Source organism: Devosia albogilva, assembly GCF_042685625.1.
Lineage (GTDB): Bacteria > Pseudomonadota > Alphaproteobacteria > Rhizobiales > Devosiaceae > Devosia > Devosia albogilva.
Genome location: NZ_JBHUNP010000001.1, coordinates 138,802 through 162,708 on the forward strand (window position 1 = coordinate 138,802; position 23,907 = coordinate 162,708).

Here is a 23,907-nt window from a genome sequence, read left to right on the forward strand (position 1 = left end):
CTTGGCATACGCCGACGCAGGCCGAGCGCCTTATCGAGATAGGTGTTCAGCCTATTGCGACCCGCTGTTCTCCCCCCTGAGTTCTGATATCGTGAAGCCATGAACATGTTTCGCCGAGCCGCGCTGCGGCTCTCTGCTATGCGGTATGGGATGCTGCTGGTGCTCGCGGCCATCATCCCGATGACGGTCACGGCGGCAGTTGTTACCCAGCTTTATGCGGGTGCAGAACAGCGCGACTACGACGCTCAACTCGCCCGCGCCGCGGAACGTGCGGCGACTGCCGTTGCCAAGGAACTGTCCAACCAGATCGAGCTGCTGACCATCCTCAGCGAGTCTCCACGTCTTGATCCGCCTCTTCAGGTCGCCCCCTTCGCCGAGTTGGCGGAGCGCTTGCGCCATAGCGTGCCGGTATGGTTCAGCGTGCGCGTCAGCGATCTCGGTGGCGAGTTCCTGGTGGCGTCACCGCCTCTCTCAACCGGGACTCTAGCGGTGGTGGATGCAGAGAGCCACGCACGGGTTGCCGCCACGGGCGAACCCGTAGTCGGCGCGATGGTGAACGGCCCGGAAGGCAAGCCGGGGTTCGCGGTGCGGGTGCCGGTCGTGCGCCAAGGCCAAGTGTCCTACATCGTCAGTGCCGTGCTGCGCCCGGAAACGCTGATCGACTCCATGCGCAGCAGCACTCTGCCATCTGGTTAGGTGTCGTGGATCGTCGACGAAGACGGTCGAGTGGTGGCAGCGACGCCAGACGCTGTGGGCCAAATCGAAGATGCCGGTGACGGTTTGTTGAGTATCGAAGGCCTGCGCGCCGGCTCGCACGGCATTGTTGGCACCGGGTGGACCGTGAGAGTTGGCATGCCCCTGGCGGTCTACCAAGGCCCAGCCACGCTGGCGATGCAGTCGTTGGTTCTAGTCGGTGGCGTGTCGGTCCTGCTGATCCTGCTGGCGAGTTTCCTCATCCGCCGCGAGATTTTGGCTCGACGACAGCAGGACACCATGGTTGCCATGTGGCAGCGCTTCGACGCCCTCAGTAAACTGGCGGGCGGCCTTTCGCACGACTTCAACAATCTGCTGATGGGGCTGCAGAGCGGCATAGCCCAGCTGCGCCGACACCGCGGCGATGATCAGCGCTTTGACAAGATAACCGCGCTGATGCTGGAATCAGTGGAGAAGGGCAAAGGCGCGGTCCAGCGGCTCTCGGGCTTCACGCGGCAGACCGATGCGTCTGCCGTGGTGGTCGAGTTCGCGAGCACTGTACCGAAGCTTCTTGGCATCATGCGGCAGGCTGTTCGGGAAGATATCCAGGTGTCAGCCGACATCGCTGATCACCTGTGGCCGGCGAAGATCGATCCGCAGGCGCTGGAAGTGGCACTTGTGAACCTGGCAGCTAATGCACGCGACGCCATGGCCAATGGTGGCAAGCTGATGCTGAGCATGCGGAACGTACCGCGCGCCGAAACCATGTCGGAGCAGTTGCGCGGTCCGCACGTGGTGATCACCGTCAGCGACACCGGAACCGGCATCGCCGCCGAGGCGCTGAACCGGGTGTTCGATCCGTTCTTCAGCACCAAGCCACCCCCCGCCGCAGGGCTCGGACTGAGCCAGGTGTATGGGTTTGCACGGCGGTCTGGCGGCATCGCCACTATAAGCAGCGTGCCCGGTGCGGGCACGGCAGTGCACATCCTGCTCCCGAAGGCCGTGGAAGTGGCGCGGGCTATCTTCGTAACTCCCGGTCTGGTCGGATTGCGAGCTCTCGTGGTCGATGATGACCCGGTGGTCGCGCAAAGCGTTGCCGATATGCTGCAGCAGGCCGAGGTTGCGGCAGAGGTAGTGTTCAGCGCCACGGAGGGACTCGCGTTGCTGCGCGAGCGGCACTTCGACGTGATGGTCAGTGATATCACCATGCCTGAAATGTCCGGTCTTGACCTCGCCCACGAAGCCAGGCGGTTACGGCCGGCGCTCGGCATCCTGCTGATGACGGGCTATAGCGATCGCCTGACGGACCGGGCCCCGTCGCCCTTCAAGATCATCTTCAAGCCATTCGCAGATGAGACCTTGCGGACAGCGCTCTCTGCCGTGCTGGGCGAGTTGTCTGCCTACACGTCCAAGAACGTAGTGCCGCTTGATCGTATGTAGCGTTACCGGGATTTGCACGGAAACGCCGAGCCTAGACAGAACGGTCTCTCACGCTGAAGCCAATGACCGGTACCCAAAGTCTGCTTAATCTCGATGAGCTATCTGAAAAGCAGACGGTCAGCTTCCCACCCCGTAGCCGCTACTGCATGCACGCGTGGAGTTTGGTCGTCGATTGGTCGACGGATACCAAATAGGACAGACTGGTACCCTGAACCGTGATGGTCGTCTCACTACCTGATGGCAACGCTTTTTCGACGATGATCATGCCAGCCATGTCCCATTCTGAAGGACCAGGGCCATCCACAAAGAGTCTGCCATGCGCACTGGCAGAACTTCGGCACCCGATATGTTCCGTAGCGTGGCCACCGTCTTGGTCCACTGGTCGTCAACGCGCTCAGCAGACCATTTCGTCACCTGCAAAACATCGTCGGTGCCTATTGGACACTCGTAAGCGCTGGCGACTGCAACTGATGCCAAGCAGCACGCTATGATTAGGACAGGTCTAAGCATACGAGCCTCCAAAGTGTCCGGTTTTGTTCAACTTAGGCTGGATGGGAAGCGCCTACCGCTTTTTGTGGGACGTAAGAGGTAGTGTTCATGGCGGGCTCACTGCAAGGCGGAGCCAGGCTTTGCCGAGCCCCGCCCGCTTTGCCTAGCCTTAGCCGTCAGCCGGCGAGGCTGGTGAAGAAGTCCCTAATATCGCTGGCCAGGAGCTCGGGCTCTTCCATAGCTGGGAAATGGCCGCCCTCGGCATGCTCGCGCCAAAACAGCAAACTGGCTTCGGGGTCGAAGAGTGGCCGGGCCAGATCGTCAGCGTTGAAGGCGGAAGCGCCCTGCGGCGTGTCGGTCGGCGGCGCCCAGCTCATGGCCTTCATGCTTTCATAGACCGCGTTTGCGGAGGCCGCACCACCGCCGCCGAACCAATAGAGAGTGACATTGGTCAGCAGCTGATCGAGATCGACGGCGTCTTCCGGCAGGGCCTTGCTCGGATTGGTCCAGGCATCGAATTTCTCGACGATCCAGGCGAGCTGGCCGATCGGCGAATCGTGCAGAGCATAGCCCAGCGTTTTGGGTCGCGTGGACTGGATGCCGATATAGCCCATGTCGTCGGGCAAGGCGGCAAACTTGGCCCCGACTCGGACCTTTTGGTCATCGTTAAGCACCGTATTGGAGGAAAGGTCTTGGCCCATGAACGAGGCCACCGCCACGATGGTGTCGGTATCGGTCGCCACGTGCACACCGATGACCTTGCCGGCGCTGATCTGGTCGAGCTGCCCGGCGACATCGGCGCCCATGTCGCTGCCGTGAATGGCGTAGCGCTCATAGCCCAGGTCGGCCATCAACCCGGCAATCGCCTGGGCCGTCTTGACCGAGGTCCAGCCGACCTGGCTCGAGGCCGGCGACAGACCGAAGCCCGGCTGGCTGGGAATGACCAGGTGGAAGGCCCGTCCCACGGCAGGATTGGTTAGCGGCTCGATGACCTTGAGATATTCCACCGCCGAACTGGGCCAACCGTGGATCAACACCAACGGAATGGCGTCGGGCCGGGCGGAGCGTACGTGGAAAGCATGCAGCACTTGGCCCTCATGCTCGAAATTGACCTGCTCATATTCGTTGAGCTGGTCTTCGATGGCGCGCCAGTCGAAGCTGTTGGCCCAGTAATCGACGACGCGGCGCATATAGTCCTGCGGCACGCCACGGGTCCACTGGCCAGGATCGACCTCGACCGGCCAGCGGGCCGAGCGCAGCCGCTCCTTCAGGTCAGCCAGTTCGCGTTCGGGAATGGCGATGCGCGTCGGCTGTGGCTTGGTGAGGCTCGATTGCGCCATGGCGGAACCCGAGCCGAGGCCGGCCGCGGCGAGGAGGGTAATGGCAGAACTGGTAAAGGTGCGGCGATCGATATTGGTCATTGGTCCTCTCCTGGCGGCACCAGCGCAGCCGTTCAAAGGACCATGCATCACCATTATGCCAGCCCATGTCAGCAGCCTGCGACCGTTACGCCGGGTCCTTACTCGGGCTTCCGGCCACCACCAGCATGCCCTCGATGGGGGTGCCGCAGTCCTGCCGCAGCGTGGCCAATTCGAAGCGCAGCACCTTGCATGAGAGCTTCCGTGCCCTGAGGGCGATAAGAGGCTATGTCATCATGTCTGCAACATCGTAACCACGATCAGGAGGCTGACGCGATGCCTCAATCCGCAGAAGGGTCAGATTTGGGGAAATTGAAACCAGAGTTGGACGCTCAACGCCTTCGATCGTACATCCAAGAAGATGCTCTGCGAGGCTTTCGGGGTGCGTGGCGCGTGGGTGAACCCCTGCGGCACGGTCCAGAGCATCTCGATTGAAAGCCGACAGTCCGCTACCCACCCCTTAGTGGTCACTGGTGTTGCCCTTCCCGCCACCCCTTCACCCCGCCCCCAATCCACTACCCTCCGCGCCAGGGAGCCCCGCCAGAATCGCGGCCGTCCCGACGCCCTTTCGCCGCTGTTTCGCTTCCTGCCCTCGATCAAGGGCGAGGGTGACAAGCTGGCGGCGCTGCTGCGCCGCTATTTCGGCGCGCCGGATGGGCAGGAGCCGGCCGTCGTCGACCGGCGCCGGCAGGTCGGCTAAGCCGCCCGTGTCAGCGGCTTGACCTCGATTTGAGCCTCATTCCGCCGCGCCTGCGCCAGTTGATACGCCGTCTGCATCCGCAGCAGCGTGTCCGCCTTGATCCCGAACGCCTTCTCGAAGCGGATGGCCATGTCGGGCGAGAGGCTGGCGCCGCCGTTCAGCAGCGTACTCAACGCCTGCCGCGACACACCGAAATGCTCCGCCAGCGCCTTGATGCTCATGCCGGTCGGCTCAACGATCTCGGTCTTCAGGAAGTCCCCGACATGAACGGTCAGGAACGGGTGCATCCTAAGAGCCATGATAGTCCTCCAGGTCCAGTTCGATCAGGGCGCCGTCTTCGTTGACGCGAAAGGTCAGCCGCCAGTTCCGGGTCACGGTCATGGCCCAGGTGCCCTTTCGGTCGCCGGTACGCTCGTGCAGTCCGAAATTCGGCGGCACCGACAGTTCGTCCAGGCTCTCGGCCGCGTCGATGAAAGCCAACATCTTGCGCAAGCGGTCCACCTCGCCAACGAGGCCCCTGGCAACACCGGTCTCGAAGAACCGGCGAAGCCCTTTGTGCCTGATGCTCTCCACGTCCATGCAGCAAAGGTAAGCCTCGGGCCGTCAAGCGTCAAGCGTCACTTGACGGAGCGTATGCTCGACCCCGATCCCTCCCCACCCCCGATGTCACCCCGGCCTTGAGCCGGGGCCCATCCTGCGATACCCGAACAGCCGCCAGATGGTGATGCCGCATCTCAGGATGGATCCCCACTTTCGCGGGGATGACACCCGGTGAGCGCTCCCCGCCCCCTTCCCTCCCCCGCCCCCGCTCCACTACCCTCCGCCTGAGGAGGCCCTGCCAGAATCGTGTCCCGTCCCGACGCCCTTTCGCCGCTGTTTCGCTCGCTGCCCTCGATAAAGGGCGTGGGCGACAAGCTGGCGGCGCTGCTGCGCCGCTATTTCGGCGCGCCGGAGGGGCAGGAGGCGATTGCGCTCGACCTGCTGATGCACATGCCCACCGGCGTGGTCGACCGGCGCCGGCAGGTCGGCATCGCCGAGGCGTATCTCAACCAGACCGTCACCCTCCGCCTCCATATCGATCACCACCAGCCGCCGCCGCGCGGCAAGCCGCAGGTGCCGCACCGGGTCTTTGCCCATGACGAGACCGGCGAGGTCAGCCTCGTCTATTTCGGCTCGCAGGGCGGCTGGGTGGAAAAGCTGCTGCCGGTCGGCGAAGAGCGCTACGTTTCCGGCCAGATCGGCTTCTTCAACGGCCAAAAGCAGATCACCCACCCCGACTACGTGGTGCCCGCCGACCAGTTCAGCACCCTGCCGCTGGTCGAGCCGGTCTATCCGCTCACCCAGGGGCTGTCGCACAAGGCGCTCGGCAAACTCGTCCGCCAGGTGCTCGATACCGTCCCGCCCCTCCCCGAATGGCTTGATCCCGCCACCGTTCGCGAGCGCCAGTGGCCCCCGTTCGCCGACGCCCTGCGCCAGGTCCATGCTCCGGAAAATCCTGAACAGGCCGAGCTCTGGGCCCCCGCCCGCATGCGCCTCGCCTATGACGAATACCTCGCCGGCCAGGTGGCGCTGCAGCTCATCCGCTCCACCATGGTCTCGTCCCGCGGCATCGCCCGCCGCTTCGACGGAACCGTAACCGAGAGGGTACGCGCCGCCCTGCCCTATAGCCTCACCGCCGGCCAGGAGCAGGCCATAAGCGAGATCAGGGCCGACCTCGCCGCGCCCGACCGCATGTCGCGGCTGCTGCAGGGCGATGTCGGCTCCGGCAAGACCGCCGTGGCGCTGATGACCATGGCCGCCATGGTCGAGGACGGCGCCCAGTCGGCGCTGATGGCGCCCACCGAGATCCTCGCGACCCAGCACTACAATTCGCTGAAACCCCTCTGCGACGCCGCGGGCCTGCGCATCGAACTCCTCACCGGCAAGCTCCCCGCCGCCGAGCGCCGCGCCCGCCTCGCCGCCCTCGCCTCGGGCGAAGCCCATATCGCCGTCGGCACCCACGCCCTGTTCCAGTCCGATATCGCTTTCCGCAATCTCGGCCTCGTCGTCGTCGACGAGCAGCACCGCTTCGGCGTCCACCAGCGCCTCGCCCTCTCCGACAAGGGCCAGCACACCGACCTCCTGGTGATGACGGCAACGCCGATCCCGCGCACGCTGGTGCTCACCCATTTCGGCGACATGGCGGTCAGCGTCCTCCGGGAAAAACCGCGCGGCCGCCAGCCGATCGACACCGCCGTCCTCTCGGTCAACGAATACGACCGCGTCGTCGCCCGCCTCCGCGCCCGCATCGCCGAGGGTGCCCAGGCCTATTGGGTCTGCCCACTGGTGGAGGAAAGCGAGACGCTGGAAGTCGTTTCCGCCGAGGATCGGGCCGCCGAGCTCCGCCAGGTGTTCGGCGACCAGGTCGCCCTGGTCCATGGCCGCATGTCCGCCGCCGCCAAGCAGGACGTCATGTCCCGCTTCGCCGCCGGCGAGATCAAGCTGCTCGTCGCCACGACCGTCATCGAGGTCGGCGTCGACGTCCCCAATGCCTCCATCATCATCATCGAGCGCGCCGAGCGCTTCGGCCTCGCCCAGCTCCACCAGCTCCGTGGCCGCGTCGGCCGCGGCTCCATCCGCTCCGCCTGCCTGCTGCTCTACAAGGAGCCGCTGAGCGAGACCGCCCAGGCCCGCCTCGAGACCATGAAGTCGACCGAAGACGGCTTCGAGATCGCCGAGCGCGACCTCGAACTGCGCGGCCAGGGCGACCTGCTCGGCACCAGGCAGTCCGGCATGCCCGGCTACCGCATCGCCGTCCCCGACGTGCACCGGCACCTGCTCGACTACGCCCATGAGGAGGCCAAGGCCCTCCTCCGCGACAACCCCGGTCTCACCGGCCCCCGCGGCGAAGCGGCCCGCGCTTTGCTCTACATCTTCCGCAAGGACCTCGCGATCCCGCTCATCCGCGCCGGCTAGTTCCTCTGGTTTCCGCTGCGCCACCCACACAGTCGATGTCACCCCGACCTTGAGCCGGGGCCCATCCCGAGATGCCTCAACAGCCGCCAGGTGGTGGTTCGGGTATCTCAGGATGGATCCCCGCCTGCGCGGGGATGACACTGTGGGTGCGGTAACATGGTGCCCATCAAAGCTTCACCTTGACTCCAGCCGCGAAATCCGTAGGTTGCGCCCAAATTCCGGCGCTGCCTCGTGGGCGGCGCACTTTTGTTTGTCGAGGACACCCGAATGGCCAAAGCCAACACCATCAAGATCAAGCTCGTGTCCACGGCCGACACCGGCTTCTACTATGTGACCAAGAAGAACGCCCGCACTCAAACCGAGAAGCTGGCGTTCAAGAAGTACGACCCCGTCGCCCGCAAGCACGTCGAGTTCAAGGAAGCCAAGATCAAGTAAGGTCCGGCTCACCTTCACGTCACGAAAAACCCCGCATCGTTGATGCGGGGTTTTTTCATGCTCATTTGCGCGTCAGGATTCGTTCATCCGCGTTCAGGATTCGCTGCAGAACCCGTTCAGGCGGTGACGTTTCGCAGCTGGAAACTACCGAATCTGCTAGGAAAAGGGGGGAGTGGCTGGTCCGGAGCGGCTTGTCGAAGAGGCCACTCTCACCGCATCCGGACCAACCGCCCTACGGGACTCAGGAGTTGCGGCGGACCTGAGATGAGCCGTAGGGAACCCGCGACGGTCACCGGTTCTGCCCGGCTCGTCGTGTTGGCCTCACCCTACTGCCGGCGCGCTAAAACTCAAGGAAATGAGAGGGTTAACGACCGCTAACCGATTGTTAGCTATAACGGCTAACCCTAACGGCTAAACTTGCGCCGATCTCAGGCAGCGTCGAACACGACCCGGTTTCGCCCCTCGCGCTTGGCCCGGTAGAGCGCCACATCCGCCCGCTTGATCAGCGTTTCCGCCGTATCCGCCGCGCTCTCGCGCAGCGCCACCCCCGCTGACACCGTGATCCGCAAGGCCCGCCCGCCCGGTACCTCGAACGCCCGCTCCGCCACCGCCTGCCGTACCCGCTCAGCCACGGCTTCGGCCTGATTCTGGTCGGTATCGGGCATCAGCACCACGAACTCCTCGCCGCCGAACCGACAGGCCAGGTCCACCCCGCGGATGTTGCGTTTCAGCCGCGCCGAGAACTCCTTGAGCACCATGTCGCCGGCGTCGTGGCCATAGCCGTCGTTCACCGCCTTGAAGTGGTCCATGTCGAGCATCATCAGCGCCAGCCGCCGGTCCTGCGAGTGCGCCTTGCCCAGCATCACATGCATGTGGCGGTCGAAATAGCGCCGGTTGTAGAGCCCGGTCAGTTCGTCCGTGACCGCCAAAGCCATGGTATTATTGACACTTTGGCGCAGCTCCAGCGCATAGCGCTGCCGGCGGATCTGCGTGCGCACGCGCGCGGCAAGCTCGTTGCGCTCGATCGGCCGCATGATGAAATCGTTGATGCCGAGGTCCAGCGCCCGCACCACGCGCGGCTTGTCGGTCTCGTCGGCAATCAGGATGATCGGCAGCGACCGCGTGTGCTCCAGCGTCCGGATTTGCGAGCACACCCGCAGCGGATCGAAGTCCACGAGATCCATCGCCACCAGCGCCAGTTCGTACTGCGCACCGGCAACTTGGAAAACGGCATCAGCAGGTTGGGTCAGTATATCCACGCGGTGTTCCGCCGTGAGATACTGCTTGATGCGCTCGGCATGACGGGCGTCGCTGTCGATGAGGAGGATCGAACCTGCTTCCGCCGAGATGCTGTCCATCGCCCGAATGGCGTCTTCGACGGCGATCTGCTGACCCGTGAGCGCCCGCGACCGCAACTCGTCGGTGAGCGACTTCAGCCGGACGAGACTTTTCACCCGCGCCATCAACTGCATGTCGTCGACGGGCTTCGAGAGGAATTCGTCGGCGCCCACCTCCAGGCCCCGCACCCGGTCCGAGGGCTGGTCCAGCGCCGTGATCATCAGCACCGGAATGTGATGGGTGCGCGGGTCCGCCTTGAGCCGGCGGCACACCTCGAACCCGTCCATCACCGGCATCATCACGTCGAGCAGCACGATGTCGACATGCTGGGTGGCGCAGATGTCCAGCGCCTCCGCGCCAGAACTGGCCGTCACGACATCATAGTATTCGGCGGCGAGCCGGGCCTCGAGCAGACGGACATTGGTTGGGATGTCGTCGACGATGAGAACGCGCGCTGTCACTGGCTGGCCCTGGCAAACGGTGGTCGCGGCAGATCAGCCGGCCCAGGCGGGCGGCCCGCCGCGCACGGTCAAGCAGGGCCAATGTAGCGGGCAATGGTTTCCAGAAAGTGAGGCACGGAGATCGGCTTGCTGATGTAGCCCTCGCATCCGCCCTGCAGGATTCGCTCCTCGTCGCCTTTCATGGCGAACGCCGTGACGGCAATCACCGGGATATGCGCCAGTTCCTCGTCATCCTTGAGCCACTTGGTGACGACCAGCCCCGACACTTCCGGTAGCTGGATATCCATCAGGATCAGGTCGGGATGATGGGCGCGCGCAAGATCGAGCGCCTCCATTCCATTGCGGGTCTGGATTACGGAATATCCCCGTGATTCAAGCAGATCGTTGAAGAGCTTCATGTTGAGCTCGTTGTCCTCAACGATCATGACGGTCTTGGGCATCGATCCTTCCTCGCGCCTCTGGGGCGCTGGTGCCGCTTCGCTTTGCGACCCGCTTCAGCTAGCATGCAATCTCTTACGAAACGTCAAAACGAGCCGGCAGTGCCCCGTTCCGATTCAGCAAATCCCCGGGTTTCCGACCTCGCCGACTCCTGCCTGAGCTTCCTGGCGGAACACCCGGAAGAACTCATGGCCTTCATGCAGGTGGCCGGCCTCGATCCCGAAGCCCTGCGCCGATCGGTCGGCACCCCCGACCTGCAGCACGGGCTCATAGACTATTTTGCCGCAAACGAACCGATTCTGCTCGCCCTGTGTGCCAATGCCGGCATCACCCCCGAGCAGTTCATGCAGGTCTGGCATCAACAGAACCGCTCGGAGTGGTCGTGACCGGCTGGCTCTGCCGCGATTGCCTGACCAGTGGAACCGCTGCCGCCCTGCCGAGGCGGTGCAGCCAATGCGGCTCGCCACGACTCTTCGGGCATCAGGAGCTGTTCGCGCTTGGCATCGCCCATGTGGACTGTGACGCCTTCTACGCCTCGGTCGAGAAGCGGGACGATCCGAGCCTGCGCGACAAGCCGCTGATCATCGGCGGCGGCGTCCGTGGTGTCGTTTCCACCTGCTGCTACATCGCGCGCCAGTCCGGAGTGCGCTCGGCCATGCCGATGTTCAAGGCGCGCGAACTCTGCCCCAACGCGGTGATCATCAAGCCGAACATGGCCAAATATGCCGAGGTCAGCCGCCAGATTCGACGCATGATGGACGAACTAACCCCGCTGGTGGAACCGCTGTCGATCGACGAGGCCTTCCTCGATCTGCGCGGGACAGAAGCCCTTCACCGCGCCCCGCCGGCCCTGGTGCTGGCGCGCTTCGCGCGACGGGTAGAGACCGAACTTGGCGTCACCGCCTCGGTCGGGCTCAGCCACAACAAGTTCCTCGCCAAGATCGCCTCCGATCTCGACAAGCCCCGGGGTTTCGCCGTCATCGGCACCGCTGAAACGGTCGACTTCCTCGCCCCTAAGCCCATCAGCCTTATCTACGGCGTCGGCAAGGTTTTCGCCGAGACCCTGCGGCGGGACGGCTTCGTCACCATCGGCCAGCTGCAGGCCGAAGATCCGGTCAACCTCATCCGGCGCTACGGTGAATCCGGTGCGCGCCTGTCGCGGCTCGCGCGTGGGCAGGATACCAGGCCGGTCTCCGTCGATGGCGAGATGAAGACGATTTCCTCGGAGACCACTTTCAACAGTGACATCAGTGATCTCGACACGCTGTCTCGGGAACTGCTCAAACTGGCGGAGCGCCTGTCGGAGCGGGTGAAGGCCAAAGGGCTGGTGGGCGACACCGTCACGCTCAAGCTCAAATCGGCCGGTTTTCGCTTGCGCACCCGCGCCCGCCACCTGATGATGCCGACACAGCTCGCCGGCGTGCTCTACGAGACCGGCCGTAGCCTGCTGGAGCGCGAGGTCGACGGCACCGCTTATCGGCTTATCGGCATCGGCCTGTCGGGACTGGAAGAGTCTGATGGGCAGGACCCTGTCGATTTGCTGGAGCCGGCAGTTGCTCGCCGCGCCGCTGCCGAGCGGGCCATGGACCGTGTGCGCTCCCGGTTCGGTCGCGAGGCCGTAGTTCGCGGCAAACTCTACGCTCCTAAGCCGGAACAACCGGCGGACGATGACAACATAGAAGGCAAGATGCGATGACCAACCCGATCGATAAGCTGCGTGAGTACGGCTACGAGCTGCCGATGCCCAAGGCACCGGTCGCGAGCTACGTTCCCGTCACCCGGTCGGGCAATTTGCTCTATGTTTCCGGTCAGATTTCCAGCGGCGAGAACGGTGTCGTCGGTGGTCGGCTCGGCGACACCATGAACGTGCAGCAGGGTGGCAACGCGGCCGAACTCGCAGCGATCAACATCCTGTCGCAAGTGGTTCATTCCGCAGGCGTTCCACTTACCGAGATCAAGCAGGTGCTGAAGCTCACCGTTCTCGTCGCCTCCGCTCCCGATTTCACCGAGCAGCACCTCGTCGCCAACGGTGCATCCAACCTGCTCGTTGGTGTGCTCGGCGACAAGGGCAAGCATGCTCGTGCCGCTTTTGGCGTGGTCGCCCTGCCGCTTGGTGCGGCCGTCGAGATCGACGCCGTCATCGACGTGATGTGACTGGACCGGCGCAAAGCGCCCGGTGACAGCCGGTGCCTTTGGGTCCAGTGTTGAAGCGGGTGCCCGCCGGCCCCATATCGCCCTGAGTGTCCTCGAAGGCTCCGATCCCGATCTTGTCCAGCGGCTTCACCGCAACCGTCTATCCGGCGACGGCCGACATCCCGGCCGCCACCTGGAACAGTCTTGTCCCCTCCACCGATGGACGGCCGGACAACCCGTTCCTGGACCACGCCTTCTTCCTGGCGCTCGAGCAGTCGGGCTGCGCCACCGCTCGCACCGGCTGGCAGCCGCAGCACATCCTGGTGTCCGACGAGGCCGGCAGTCCGGTGGGCCTCATGCCGCTGTTCCTCAAGTCCCACTCCATGGGCGAGTATGTGTTCGACCACGGTTGGGCCAACGCCTTCGAACGCGCCGGCGGCAGCTACTACCCGAAACTCCAGTGTTCCGTCCCATTCACCCCGGCAACGGCACCGAAACTTCTCGGGACGCCCGAAGCCGCCCCTGCCCTGCTCTCCGCCGCCCAACAACTGGCAGTCCAGCGCGACGCCTCATCGGTCCACGCCACCTTCGTGCCTGACGAAGAGGCAGCGGCCATGGAGTCCCTTGGTTGGCTCCACCGCCTCGACACCCAGTTCCATTGGCTGAACGAGGATTTCACGAGCTTCGATGGCTTCCTCGACAGCCTGTCGTCGCGCAAGCGCAAGACTATCCGGCGCGAGCGGCGGGATGCCCTCGCCGACGGCGTGACGATCCGCTGGCTGACCGGCAGTGACATCCGTGAGGAGCACTGGGACGCGTTCTACGAATTCTACGAGGACACCGGCGCCCGCAAATGGGGCCGCCCCTATCTCAACCGCGAGTTCTTCTCCCGCATCGGCGAGACCATGGCCGACCGCACGCTGCTGATCCTCGCCTATGACGGCCAGGAGCCGATCGCCGGTGCCATCAACTTCATCGGCCGCAACCGCCTCTACGGCCGGAACTGGGGCGCCACCAGGAATGTGCCCTTCCTCCACTTCGAGGTCTGCTACTACCAGGCCATCGATTTCGCCATCGCCCACAAGCTGGCGGTGGTGGAAGCCGGCGCCCAGGGCGAGCACAAGCTCGCGCGCGGTTATGTACCCGTCTCGACCCACTCCACGCACTGGATTGCCCACCCCAGCCTCCGCCGCGCCGTAGCCGACCATCTCGAGCATGAGCGCGAAGCCGTCCTCGAGTCCCAGGAGGTTCTGGAGACTTATACACCGTTCCGCCGCGGCGAACGGAAGCAGTAGGCCATCCTCGCTTTCCCCCACCGTCATCGCAGGTTATGAGGAATCATGATCTGGGGAATCTTCATTTTCGTCGTCCAGGCCGCCGTCGTGTTCGTGGTCTCCACTGCCCTCTTCGACGCGCTGCACTGGGCCCTGCACCGCTGGGAAAAGTCGTCCAACCCGCTGCTCCGCCGGTTCTCGTCCTGGCACTGGGTTCACCACAAGTTCCTCGGCATGGATATGCAGGTGAACCCGGCCTACGTGAAAGCCAATATCTGGTTTCACGTGCTGCCCGAGTACCTGACGTCCATGCTCGGCACGCTGGTCTTCCTGTTCGTTTTCCCGTGGGAACCCGTGGCACTGGTAGCGGTCATCCGCACCGTCATGCTCGTGCTGACGCTGCGCGAGGAAGGCATCGACTTCAACCACATGGCCATGGACCGCGTCGGCGGACAGCAGGGTCGGCTGTGGGTGGACAACAACTACCACGCCATGCACCACGTCTACCCCAACAGCTTCTTCTCCTCCTTCTCCAATGCCTTCGACCTGGTCTTCGGCACCGGCTGCCAGATCGAAGGGCGGCGCTTCGTAGTGACTGGCGCGGGTGGTGCCTTCGGTAGCGCCATGGTCGACCGCCTGAAGCGGGCCGGCGCCCTTGTCGAGACCGCCAAGTCCGGCGTCGACTTTGCTCCCGGTGACTATGAAGGCATCCGCCAGAAGCTCGAAAACGCTGATGTTCTGGTGCTGGCGCACGGCGCCAAGACCGGGGATTGCTGGAACGCCAACTACACGACCTTCCGCGACCTGATCGAACTCTTCACCGACATGGGCAAGACCCGACTAACGGCTCCCGAAGTTTGGGCCGTTGGTTCCGAAGTCGAGTTCCATGGCGACATGGGGCTCGATGACCTGAAGGACTACTCCGCCTCCAAGCGCGCCTACGCCCTCAAGGCGCGGGAGTTCTACCGTTCGGACGACCTGATCTATCGTCACATCGTGCCGTCTTCCTTCACCTCGGCGATGGGCAAGGGCGCCATGAGCGCCGATACGGCGGTGCGGATCACCCTCTCACTGATCCGCCGCGGCTTCCGCTATGTGCCGGTTACGCTGACGGGGCTTGCGGTTTTGAACTATTTCCGCTTCCGCTATTTCCAGAAGGGCCAACCCGACGACTTCAAGCCAGTGAGCGTAACTCCATGAGCTATGATCCCAGCAACATCTTCGCCAAGATCCTCGCCGGCGAACTGCCCTGCCACACGGTCTACGAGGACGACGTCGCGCTGGTGATGATGGACATCTTCCCCCAGTCGCGCGGCCACACGCTGGTGATCCCCAAGGCCGCCTCTCGCAACCTGCTGGACGCCGACCCCGCGGCACTGTCCGCCGTTATGCCGCTGGTGCAGCGGGTGGCCGTTGCTCTCAAGAGCGTCACCGGCGCGGATGGTCTCCGCCTGGCACAGTTCAACGAGGCTCCGGCCGGGCAGACGGTGTTCCACCTGCACTTCCACCTGATCCCGGTCTATGATGGCGCGGAACTGGGTGCACACGCCAGCAGCCGGGCCGATGACGCAGAACTCGCCGACCTCGCGAAAGCAATCGCCGCAGCTCTCTAGAGCCTAGGCGCGGTGAAAAGTTGCGGTGAGTACGCCGAGCACCACCATGGTGCCGGCGATCATCAGCAGCGTCATTTTCGGGTCTCCTCGCGAAGGAAGAACCTCAACCGCTGCGATAAGGTTGCCGCGCTATAGCTGGTGATCCACCACCAGGCCGCCGCGCAGCGTCACGATCCGGTTCGCCCGCCGCGCCAGCTCGTGATTGTGCGTGGCGATCAGGGCAGCCGCCCCTTCGACGCGGATCAGCGACTGCAGCGCCTCGAAGACGATGTCGCTGGTTTCCGGGTCGAGATTGCCCGTCGGCTCGTCGGCCAGGATGACCTTGGGATGGTTGGCCGCCGCCCGCGCAATTGCCACCCGCTGCTGCTCGCCACCCGACAGTTCCGCCGGCCGGTGGCTGGCGCGGGCCGCAATGCCGAGCAGGTCGAGCAACTCCATCGAGCGCCCTTTCGCCTCGTCCGGCGACTTGCCCGCGATCATCTGCGGCATCGAGACGTTCTCGAGCGCGGTGAACTCCGGCAGCAGGTGGTGGAACTGGTAGACATAGCCCACCGTCGAGCGCCGCAGCTGCGTGCGGCCCCGATCGCCGAGCTTGCTGGTCTTGATCCCCATGATCTCGACCTCGCCCGACTGCGGGCTCTCCAGCAGGCCCGACAGGTGCAGCAGCGTCGACTTGCCCGCACCCGACGGCGCCACCAGGGCCACCAACTCCCCGCCATTGACGCTGAGATTGGCCGCCTCGAGCACGCGCACGGTAGTGTCGCCGGTGCCGTAGTGGCGATGAACGTCCCTGAGGACCAGCAGCGGCTCACTCATAGCGCAGCGCCTCCACCGGGTCGTATTGCGCCGCCCGCCAGGCGGGATAGAGCGTTGCGAGGAAACTCAGCCCCAGCGCCACGCTCACCACCACGGCAACCTCCACCGGGTCGGTCTTGGACGGCAGCGAGGAGAGGAAGAACACCTCCGGCGGAAACACCGCCACCCCCAGCGTATTCGACACGAACGCCCGCAGCGACTCGGCATTGGCCGCCACGATCAGCCCCAGCACCAGCCCGGTCAGCGTGCCGATCACGCCAACCGCCGTGCCGGTGATCGAGAATATCCGCATGATCGCCCCGCGCGTCGCCCCCATGGTGCGCAGCACCGCGATATCGGCGCTCTTGTCCTTCACCAGCATGATGAGGCTGGCGATGATGTTGAACGCCGCCACCAGGATGATCATGGAGAGGATCGTGAACATCACCACCCGCTCCACCTGCAGCGCCGAAAAGAACGTCTCGTTGCGCTGCCGCCAGTCGGTCAGCACCATGGGCCGCATATCCGGAATCTGCTCGATCCGCTGCCGCATCAGCGTCACCGCATCAGGGTTGTCGATGAACACCTCGGCTGCCGAGGCGAGCCCGATCCGCTCATAGGCGGCATCGATCTCCTCGTCCGTCGCCAGCGGGTCGAGCGGCCCCATGCCCGGCTTCAGCACCTCGTCCACCAGCTTGAAATAGTCCTGCGCCGCCTCGAGCGGCATGTACATGAAGAAGCTGTCGAACTCGACCATGCCGAGATCGAAGATCACGTTCACCGGATAGGACTTGATCTGCGGCGCCGTCCCGAACGGCGTCATCGACCCGTTCGGATTGATGATCGTCACCTGATCCCCCAGCGTCACCCCCAGCGTCTGCGCCAGGCGCCAGCCGATGGCGATGCCGCGGCTTTCATCCCATCCATCCCAGCCGCCCTGCTCCGCCGCCTGATGGAGCAGGTTCAGCTTCTGGATGTTCTCCTCGTCCATGCCGCGGACGGTGACACCGGTTGAGTTCCCCTGCCCCGAAGCGAGCGCCTGCCCCTCGACGAAATAGACGGCAAAGCTCACGCCATCCACCTCTTCGAGGACGCGGACCGTCTCCGCATAGTCCGAGAACTTGCTCTCGATCGGGATGGCGGTGAAATGGCCGTTGAGCCCGAGGATCTTGGTCAGGAGCTCGGCGCGAAAGCCGTTCATCACCGACATGACGACGATCAGCGTCGCCACGCCGATGGCGACGCCCACCATGGTCAGCGAGGCGATCACCGAGATGAACGCTTCCTTGCGGCGAGCGCGCAGGTACCGGCCGGCCACCATCCACTCGAACCGCGAGAACGGGCGCGTGCCCTTGTTGAGTGCCGGCGGCGACGTGTCGGTCAAATGTGGGCATTCCTCTGCGGTTCGATGAGCCCCTTGAGCCGCTCGACGGCCTGGGCCAGCGGCAGGGTTTCACGCTCACCGCTCTTGCGATGCTTGATCTCGGCTTCACCGGACTTGAGCCCGCGGGGCCCGAGGATCAACTGGTACGGCACCCCGATCAGATCGGCAGTGGCGAACTTCGCCCCGGCCGGCTGGTCGCGGTCGTCGAACAACACGTCGAGCCCGGCAGCCGCCAGCTCGCCATAGAGCTTGTCGCAGGCTGCATCCGTGTCGGCATCGCCGGCCTTGAGGTTGATCAGTTCCACCTCGAACGGCGCCACTGAAACCGGCCAGATGATACCGGCCTCGTCATGGCTCGCCTCGATGATCGCCGGCACCACGCGCGTCAGCCCGATGCCGTAGGAGCCCATATGCACGGTCACTTCCTTGCCGTCCGGCCCGGTCACGCTGGCCTTCATCGGCTCGGAATACTTCGTGCCGAAGTAGAAAATATGGCCGACTTCGATGCCGCGGGCGGAAACCCGCTTGTCCTCCGGGACGGCGGCTTCGAACGCGGCCTCGTCCACCATCTCCTCGGTCGCGGCATAGAGCGAAGTCCAGTCCTCGATGATCGGCTTGAGATTGCCGCGGAAGTCGAGGTCCTTGGAGGGAATCGGCTTGTCCAGCAGATCCCGGTGGCAGAACACGGCGCTCTCGCCGGTGTCTGCCAGGATAATGAATTCGTGGCTGAGATCGCCGCCGATCGGCCCGGTGTCGGCCCGCATCGGGATCGCCGTCAGCCCCATCCGCGCATAGGTGCGCAGATAGGCGACGAACATGCGCTCGTAGGCCTCGACCGCGCGATCCTTATCGAGGTCGAAGGAATAGGCGTCCTTCATCAGGAATTCGCGGGAACGCATGGTGCCGAAGCGCGGCCGCACCTCGTCGCGGAACTTCCACTGGATATGGTAGAGGTTGAGCGGCAGATCCTTGTAGGACTTCACATAGGCCCGGAAGATGTCGGTGATCATCTCCTCGTTGGTGGGGCCATAGAGGAATTCGCGCTCGTGCCGGTCCTCGATGCGCAGCATCTCCTTGCCATAGGCCTCGTAGCGGCCGGACTCGCGCCAGAGATCGGCGGACTGGATGGTGGGCATCAGCAATTCGATCGCGCCGGAGCGGTTCTGCTCCTCTTCGATGATGCGCTGCACCTTCATCAGCACCTTGTAGCCGAGCGGCAGCCAGGAATAGAGGCCCGAGGCCTGCTGCCGGATCATGCCGGCACGCAGCATCAGCCGGTGCGAGACGATTTCGGCTTCCTTGGGGACGTCCCGCAGCACGGGCAGGAAATAGCGGGATAGACGCATGGAAACCCCCGTTGGGCGGCTGGACTCAAGGCTTGTGTTGATGCCCACTCAAACCCTGTTCGTCCATCCGTTGCAAGCATGGAAGACATGCAGAATCTGCGTGACAGGCTTAATCCAAGTTGCTACGGTCCCTGCCAATAAAGCAAAGGCGGTCCACAACCGCCGGACGTCGACAACGTCAAGGGAGGAGCGTTGGCAGCCGCTTTGTAGCGCGCCTAAGACCAACGTATTGTCGAACAACTTTGCTAGCGGGGCCGCCATGGCCCCGCTTTTTTTGTTGTGTGGATGAGAACGTCGAGAAGGCCATGAGGGAGGAGAAGCGGTGGCAACAGCGACAGACCTCAGACGCATAGCTCTTTCGCTGCCCGGCACAACCGAGGCCCCTCACTTCGACCGGACGGCCTTCAAGGTCAGGCGTACCTACGCCACGCTGGCCGCCGACGGCCGCACCGCCAACCTGGTGTTCACCCCGGATGAGCAGGAGTTCAAGTGCCAGTTGGCGCCTGAGGTGTTCAGCCCGGTGCCCAATGCCTGGGGTAAGCAGGGCTGGACAACCATCACGTTGGACGCCGCCAGCGATGAGGAGTTACGGGCCGCGCTCGAAATGGCCCACGGAAACGGCGCAGCAGTCAAACGCCGCTAGTTCAGCTCCAGTACCGCAGCAGGGTCTCGTTGCTGAGCGCCCACAGGAGCAGCCCGGTGCAGACAACTGCGAGAGCCGTGGCAATGCCGAGGCGCATCCACAACCGCGGCAACACGGGCGCGGCGGGCTCGGTGCCGGCCACGATGGAACCAGCTTCGATCTGGCTCCGCGCCCGAATGGGAAGCACGGCGACGAAGCACAACCACCACACGACGAAGAAGATCGCGACGTAAGAGCCGAACTGCAGCATTAGCGGACCCCTCTGGACGGCGGCAGAATAGCCGCCGCCGTCATGCGAGCAAAGGGCGCGAACCGACGCACCTGATCACTCAGGTGCGATGGACGAAGACGGACACGTTGGGCTTGCGGCCCCAATAGGCGTTCACCTCGTTCCGCACCGCCTTGAAGATGGCGGAGTTCAGCGCCTCAGGGTCGGCCCGCCGCTTTGGCGGCATCGACTTGAGCACTCCGTTCACTGCATCCCCGACAAGCTCGGTGACCGACTCGTCCTCGGTTTCGGGCAGGCCCTCGATCACATACTGAGGCTTCGAGACAACCTGGCCATTGCTGTTGACGCAGAGGCTGACCACCACATGGCCGCCGAACGACAGCCGGCGGCGGTCCTTCACGCCTGACTCCTCGGGCGTGCAGAGCACCAACCCGTCGAGATAGAGCTCGCCGACGCGCACCTCTGCCGGGAAGGTCATTGCCTCCGGGAAAAGGCGCACCATGTCGCCATTGCGCGCTTCACAGACATTCGGGATGCCAGCTTCGCGCCCCAGTCGGGCGTGTGCCTGCAGGTGCGTTGCTTCGCCATGAACCGGCACCAGCACCTGCGGCTTCACCCACTCGTAGAGCTTGCGCAGTTCTCCCCGGCGCGGGTGGCCTGTGACATGCACCAGCCCGTCGTCGCGGGTGATGATCTCGATGCCCTTGTCGATAAGGCGGTTCTGGATATCGATGACTTCGCGCTCGTTGCCGGGAATGGCCCAGGACGAGAAGATCATGCGGTCGCCGGCGTTCAGCTCGATCACCGGGTGCTCGCCCCGCGCAATGCGGGCAATTGCCGCCCGCGCCTCACCTTGCGAGCCGGTGCAGATCAGCACGCACTTGTCCCGCGGAATGCTCTTATAGGCATCCTGGTCGAGCAGTGGCGGAAGGCCCTCGAGCATGCCGAGTTCCTTGGCAATGCCCATGATCCTGTGCAGCGACCGACCCGACATCACCACCTGGCGCCCGGCCTTCTCGGCAGCGCGAACGATGGAGATGACCCGGCCCACATTGGACGCGAAGGTGGTCACGGCCACGCGGTGCGGTGCCTCCGCGATCAGCTTCTCCAGGGTGACAGCAACGTCGGCCTCGCTCGGGCTCTCGCCATCCTTGACGGCATTGGTCGAGTCGCAGATCAGCGCCAGGGGCACGCTGGTGTCTTCGCCGATACGCTGCAGGCGAGCGATATCCGTCGGAGCGTTGGCGACGGGGGTAGGATCGAGCTTCCAGTCGCCGGTATGCAGCACCCGCCCCACCGGCGTGGTGATCAGCAGGGCGTTCGATTCCGGAATGGAGTGCGCCACGTTGATCGGTTCGACCGTGAACGGACCGACCTCGAAAGCCTTGCCGGGCTGCATGATGGTCACGTCCACATTGTCGACAATGCCATCCCCTGCCCGCTTCGCCGCCAGCATCGCCGCGGTGAAAGGCGTGGCATAGACCGGCAGTTCGAATCCGGGCCAAAGATCCAGCACGGCCCCGTAGTGGTCCTCGTGGCTGTGGGTGAGGATCAGCGCCAGAACGTCATCGGCGTTCTCTTCCAGGAACTCGGGGTTCGGCATGATCAGCTCGATTCCGGGCAGGCTCGGCCCGCCGAAGGTGACGCCGCAATCCACCACGATCCACTTGCGGGAGCGCTCCGGCCCGAAGCCATAAGCGCCCATGTTCATGCCGATCTCGCCAACGCCGCCGAGCGGCACGAAAACGAGTTCATCCCTTTGGTTCTTGGCCATGGGTCTTCTTTCTTTCATGACGTCACGCCGGGCGATCATCGGTCGCCGGTCGCGGACGTAAGTGTTGTGGTCAGCTTCGGGCGCTGGCCGTTGCCCCAAAATGCACGTCGCCCGCGGTGATCGCGATGCGACGGTTGTCGTTGGCCCGGACGATCAGTCGCCCCGCCTCATCTATCGTCTCGAAAATCCCACGAACGGTCTGGCCGTCCTGAGTAACTGCCACGGGCGCTCCGATCCCAGCAGCCGCGCCGCGCCACTGCTCGAGCACAGCGGCAACACCGCTCCCCTCGTTCCAGAGCGCGAAAGCTTCAACCCAGGTGTCGCTCAGCACCTCGAAAACCTGTTCGGCGGTCCGGCTGACCCCGAGTGCCGCTATGCTGGTGGCCGGGTATGGCAGCCCCTCGGGCGCTGCCACCACATTGATGCCGATCCCCACGACCACAGCTTGCCGCCCGTCCGCTGCCTTGCCGGCCTCGAGCAGAATACCGGCAAGCTTGGCTCCATCCGCCAGCACGTCATTGGGCCACTTCAGCGCCACGCGACCTGAACCATCCGCAGCATCTGCCCCATCGATGCCGATGCGAACGAGCCCCTTGGGCAGCACGGTTGCCAGGGCACGGCTCAGGGCCACCCCTGCCACGAACCCCAGCGTGGCTGAGACCGAAGGATCCGCGTCAGGCAGCAGCAGCAACGATGCAGCGAGATTGCCGTGTGGGCTCGACCAGGGTCGCCCTCTTCGTCCACGTCCGGCGGTCTGCTGGCGCGCAACCACCCACAATCCCCCGGGATCGCCGCCCGCTGCGGCCGACAGCGCTTCGGCATTGGTGGAGCCGATGCTGTCCTGGGCCTGCAGCCGGTATCCGGCTGCACGAGCCTTGGCGCCGAGCTCGAAGCCTGTCACCTAGAACAGGCTTCCGGCCGCGGTATGCGCCAGGTTGGCAAGAGGCGCACCCACGGTGAAGTAGTAGGTGACGATCAGGAAGCCGCTCAGCCCCATGATGATGTTCAGCTCCGCCGGCACCGCTTGGAACGTCCGCACCGGCTGGTCGAAATACATCACCTTCACCACCCGCAGGTAGTAGAAGGCGCTGACGGCCGAGGCGAGTACGCCGATCACTGCCAGCAGGTAAAGCTGTGCGTCAACCGCCGCGAGGAAGGCGTGCCACTTGGCAAAGAACCCAGCGAGCGGCGGCATACCGATCAGCGAGAACATCAGGATGGCCATGATGGCGGCCGAGAACGGCCGGGTCTGCGCCGCACCGGCGAGATCATCGACGGTTTCCACCGGTCCCACTTCAGTACGAAGCGACAGGAGGCAGGCGAACAGGCCAAAGGTCATGGCGACGTAGATCGCCATGTAGATGGCGACGCCTTCCACACCGACCTGCGTGCCGGACGACAAGCCCACGAGGGCGAAGCCGACATGGCCGATCGAGGAGTACGCAATCAGGCGCTTGATCGAGCGCTGCCCGATGGCCGCGAACGCGGCGAGCACCATGGAAGCGATCGAGAGGAAGATGATGATCTGCTGCCAGTCCCGGGTGATCGGCTCGAACGCTTCGATCACGAGGCGGATCATCAGCGTCATCGCCGCGACCTTCGGCGCCATGGCGAAAAAGGCGGTGACCGGAGTCGGTGCGCCCTCATAGACGTCCGGCGTCCACATGTGGAACGGCACGGCCGAGAGCTTGAAGGCGACGCCTGCTAGCAGGAACACCACGCCGAAGATCAGCCCGATCGAGCGGCCTTCACCGGCGATCGCCAGAACGATCTCCTGCAGGTTGGTGTGCCCGGTAAAACCGTAGACCAGCGATGCCCCGTAGAGCAGGATGCCCGAGGACAGCGCACCCAGCACGAAGTACTTGAGGCCCGCTTCCGTCGAGCGGCTATCGTCGCGCTTGATCGAGGCGAGCACATAGGCAGCCAGCGACTGCAGCTCGAGACCGACATAGAGACTCATCAGGTCGTTGGCCGACACCATGGCCATCATGCCGAGCGTCGACAACACCACCAGCACCGAGAACTCGTACTTGTGGGTGCCGTACTCCTCGGCTTGCGGCAGCGCCAGCAGCAGCGCGAAAGCCGAGCCGCCCAGCACCAGCACCTTCATGAAGCGCGCAAGGCTGTCATTGATGAACACGCCGTTGAACAACACGCCTTCGGCGGGAACGAAAAGCAGAACGATTCCCGCCAAAACCAGCACAACAACTGCCGCCAGGCTGACAACGGTGGAGCGTTCCTTGTTGATCACGACGCCCAGGAGCAGCAGCACCAGGGCACCCACCGCGACCACCAGTTCGGGGTAAGCGGGAGCGAGGCTCGCGAAATCAATAACGTCTGAGTTCACCT

At 64.2% G+C, this 23,907-nt stretch carries 24 protein-coding genes; 12 read left to right on the top strand and 12 right to left on the bottom strand.

The features are described from left to right. Positions 1–99: 99 nt before the first annotated feature. Together ACFSX5_RS00710 and ACFSX5_RS00715 are read left to right on the top strand one after the other, a co-directional pair. Positions 100–696 carry a hypothetical protein gene (locus ACFSX5_RS00710; RefSeq protein ID WP_386830825.1) on the top strand — a complete coding sequence of 199 codons (597 nt, stop codon included), beginning with the start codon at positions 100–102 and terminating at the stop codon, positions 694–696. Then, positions 697–2,133, top strand: a complete 1,437-nt coding sequence (locus ACFSX5_RS00715; RefSeq protein WP_386830827.1) for a response regulator — start codon at positions 697–699, stop codon at positions 2,131–2,133. 665 nt (positions 2,134–2,798) lie between these two features. Here ACFSX5_RS00715 and ACFSX5_RS00720 read toward each other — a convergent pair. Beyond that, a complete protein-coding gene (locus tag ACFSX5_RS00720; RefSeq protein WP_386830829.1) occupies positions 2,799–4,043 on the bottom strand; it encodes an epoxide hydrolase family protein in 1,245 nt (414 codons plus the stop codon). A gap of 379 nt (positions 4,044–4,422) precedes the next feature. On the opposite strand from ACFSX5_RS00720, the gene ACFSX5_RS00725 reads away from it, so the two are divergent. Continuing rightward, entirely contained in the window at positions 4,423–4,740 is a 318-nt protein-coding gene (locus tag ACFSX5_RS00725) for a hypothetical protein (protein ID WP_386830831.1), read from the top strand. On the opposite strand, the gene ACFSX5_RS00730 is transcribed toward ACFSX5_RS00725, so the two are convergent. Beyond that, positions 4,737–5,039, bottom strand: a complete 303-nt coding sequence (locus ACFSX5_RS00730; protein ID WP_386830832.1) for a HigA family addiction module antitoxin — start codon at positions 5,037–5,039, stop codon at positions 4,737–4,739. The genes ACFSX5_RS00725 and ACFSX5_RS00730 overlap by 4 nt on opposite strands. Beyond that, positions 5,029–5,319 carry a type II toxin-antitoxin system RelE/ParE family toxin gene (locus tag ACFSX5_RS00735; RefSeq protein WP_386830833.1) on the bottom strand — a complete coding sequence of 97 codons (291 nt, stop codon included), beginning with the start codon at positions 5,317–5,319 and terminating at the stop codon, positions 5,029–5,031. Before ACFSX5_RS00735 ends, ACFSX5_RS00730 begins: the two co-directional genes overlap by 11 nt. A 267-nt stretch (positions 5,320–5,586) precedes the next feature. Between ACFSX5_RS00735 and recG the strand changes: the two genes are divergently transcribed. Both recG and rpmG read left to right on the top strand, forming a co-directional pair. Beyond that, positions 5,587–7,695 carry an ATP-dependent DNA helicase RecG gene (gene recG, locus ACFSX5_RS00740; RefSeq protein WP_386830835.1) on the top strand — a complete coding sequence of 703 codons (2,109 nt, stop codon included), beginning with the start codon at positions 5,587–5,589 and terminating at the stop codon, positions 7,693–7,695. Between the two features lie 267 nt (positions 7,696–7,962). After that, positions 7,963–8,130 carry a 50S ribosomal protein L33 gene (gene rpmG, locus ACFSX5_RS00745; protein WP_386830837.1) on the top strand — a complete coding sequence of 56 codons (168 nt, stop codon included), beginning with the start codon at positions 7,963–7,965 and terminating at the stop codon, positions 8,128–8,130. A 428-nt stretch (positions 8,131–8,558) separates the two neighbouring features. Here rpmG and ACFSX5_RS00750 read toward each other — a convergent pair whose 3' ends face one another. Continuing rightward, positions 8,559–9,929 carry a PleD family two-component system response regulator gene (locus ACFSX5_RS00750; protein WP_386830839.1) on the bottom strand — a complete coding sequence of 457 codons (1,371 nt, stop codon included), beginning with the start codon at positions 9,927–9,929 and terminating at the stop codon, positions 8,559–8,561. Between the two features lie 68 nt (positions 9,930–9,997). Continuing rightward, positions 9,998–10,369, bottom strand: a complete 372-nt coding sequence (locus ACFSX5_RS00755; RefSeq protein WP_386830841.1) for a response regulator — start codon at positions 10,367–10,369, stop codon at positions 9,998–10,000. A 99-nt stretch (positions 10,370–10,468) separates the two neighbouring features. Here ACFSX5_RS00755 and ACFSX5_RS00760 point away from each other — a divergent pair, with 99 nt between their 5' ends. From ACFSX5_RS00760 to ACFSX5_RS00785, 6 genes are all read left to right on the top strand, one after another. Next, positions 10,469–10,753 carry a DUF3572 family protein gene (locus tag ACFSX5_RS00760; protein WP_386830843.1) on the top strand — a complete coding sequence of 95 codons (285 nt, stop codon included), beginning with the start codon at positions 10,469–10,471 and terminating at the stop codon, positions 10,751–10,753. Beyond that, a complete protein-coding gene (locus ACFSX5_RS00765) occupies positions 10,750–12,063 on the top strand; it encodes a DNA polymerase IV (protein ID WP_386830845.1) in 1,314 nt (437 codons plus the stop codon). The genes ACFSX5_RS00760 and ACFSX5_RS00765 overlap by 4 nt, the downstream gene beginning before the upstream one ends. Then, complete coding sequence (locus tag ACFSX5_RS00770; RefSeq protein WP_386830846.1) at positions 12,060–12,521, top strand: RidA family protein; 462 nt, start codon at positions 12,060–12,062, stop codon at positions 12,519–12,521. Before ACFSX5_RS00765 ends, ACFSX5_RS00770 begins: the two co-directional genes overlap by 4 nt. Positions 12,522–12,634: 113 nt before the next feature. Beyond that, entirely contained in the window at positions 12,635–13,795 is a 1,161-nt protein-coding gene (locus ACFSX5_RS00775) for a GNAT family N-acetyltransferase (RefSeq protein ID WP_386830848.1), read from the top strand. Between the two features lie 45 nt (positions 13,796–13,840). Continuing rightward, on the top strand, positions 13,841–14,974 hold the full coding sequence (locus ACFSX5_RS00780; protein ID WP_386830849.1) for a hypothetical protein: 1,134 nt from the start codon (positions 13,841–13,843) through the stop codon (positions 14,972–14,974). After that, positions 14,971–15,387, top strand: coding sequence for an HIT family protein (locus ACFSX5_RS00785; protein WP_386830850.1), 417 nt, complete (start codon positions 14,971–14,973; stop codon positions 15,385–15,387). The genes ACFSX5_RS00780 and ACFSX5_RS00785 overlap by 4 nt, the downstream gene beginning before the upstream one ends. Positions 15,388–15,516: 129 nt before the next feature. Here the strand turns inward: ACFSX5_RS00785 and ACFSX5_RS00790 are convergent, their stop codons facing one another. The 3 genes from ACFSX5_RS00790 to proS are packed head-to-tail and all read right to left on the bottom strand — an operon-like array spanning position 15,517 to position 18,912. After that, the gene (locus ACFSX5_RS00790; protein WP_386830852.1) at positions 15,517–16,203 is read right to left on the bottom strand and encodes an ABC transporter ATP-binding protein; all 687 of its coding nucleotides are present in this window, start codon (positions 16,201–16,203) and stop codon (positions 15,517–15,519) included. Continuing rightward, a complete protein-coding gene (locus ACFSX5_RS00795; RefSeq protein WP_386835540.1) occupies positions 16,196–17,503 on the bottom strand; it encodes an ABC transporter permease in 1,308 nt (435 codons plus the stop codon). Before ACFSX5_RS00795 ends, ACFSX5_RS00790 begins: the two co-directional genes overlap by 8 nt. Positions 17,504–17,562: 59 nt before the next feature. Further along, positions 17,563–18,912, bottom strand: a complete 1,350-nt coding sequence (gene proS, locus ACFSX5_RS00800; RefSeq protein WP_386830854.1) for a proline--tRNA ligase — start codon at positions 18,910–18,912, stop codon at positions 17,563–17,565. Between the two features lie 322 nt (positions 18,913–19,234). Here proS and ACFSX5_RS00805 point away from each other — a divergent pair, with 322 nt between their 5' ends. Next, positions 19,235–19,555, top strand: a complete 321-nt coding sequence (locus tag ACFSX5_RS00805) for an MmcQ/YjbR family DNA-binding protein (RefSeq protein WP_386830856.1) — start codon at positions 19,235–19,237, stop codon at positions 19,553–19,555. A 1-nt stretch (position 19,556) separates the two neighbouring features. On the opposite strand, the gene ACFSX5_RS00810 is transcribed toward ACFSX5_RS00805, so the two are convergent. From ACFSX5_RS00810 to nuoN, 4 genes are all read right to left on the bottom strand, one after another. Next, on the bottom strand, positions 19,557–19,805 hold the full coding sequence (locus ACFSX5_RS00810) for a DUF1467 family protein (RefSeq protein WP_386830858.1): 249 nt from the start codon (positions 19,803–19,805) through the stop codon (positions 19,557–19,559). Between the two features lie 79 nt (positions 19,806–19,884). Continuing rightward, positions 19,885–21,558 carry a ribonuclease J gene (locus ACFSX5_RS00815; protein WP_386830860.1) on the bottom strand — a complete coding sequence of 558 codons (1,674 nt, stop codon included), beginning with the start codon at positions 21,556–21,558 and terminating at the stop codon, positions 19,885–19,887. Between the two features lie 70 nt (positions 21,559–21,628). Next, entirely contained in the window at positions 21,629–22,459 is an 831-nt protein-coding gene (locus tag ACFSX5_RS00820; RefSeq protein WP_386830861.1) for a biotin--[acetyl-CoA-carboxylase] ligase, read from the bottom strand. Continuing rightward, positions 22,460–23,905 carry an NADH-quinone oxidoreductase subunit NuoN gene (nuoN, locus tag ACFSX5_RS00825; protein WP_386830863.1) on the bottom strand — a complete coding sequence of 482 codons (1,446 nt, stop codon included), beginning with the start codon at positions 23,903–23,905 and terminating at the stop codon, positions 22,460–22,462. Positions 23,906–23,907: the final 2 nt, after the last annotated feature.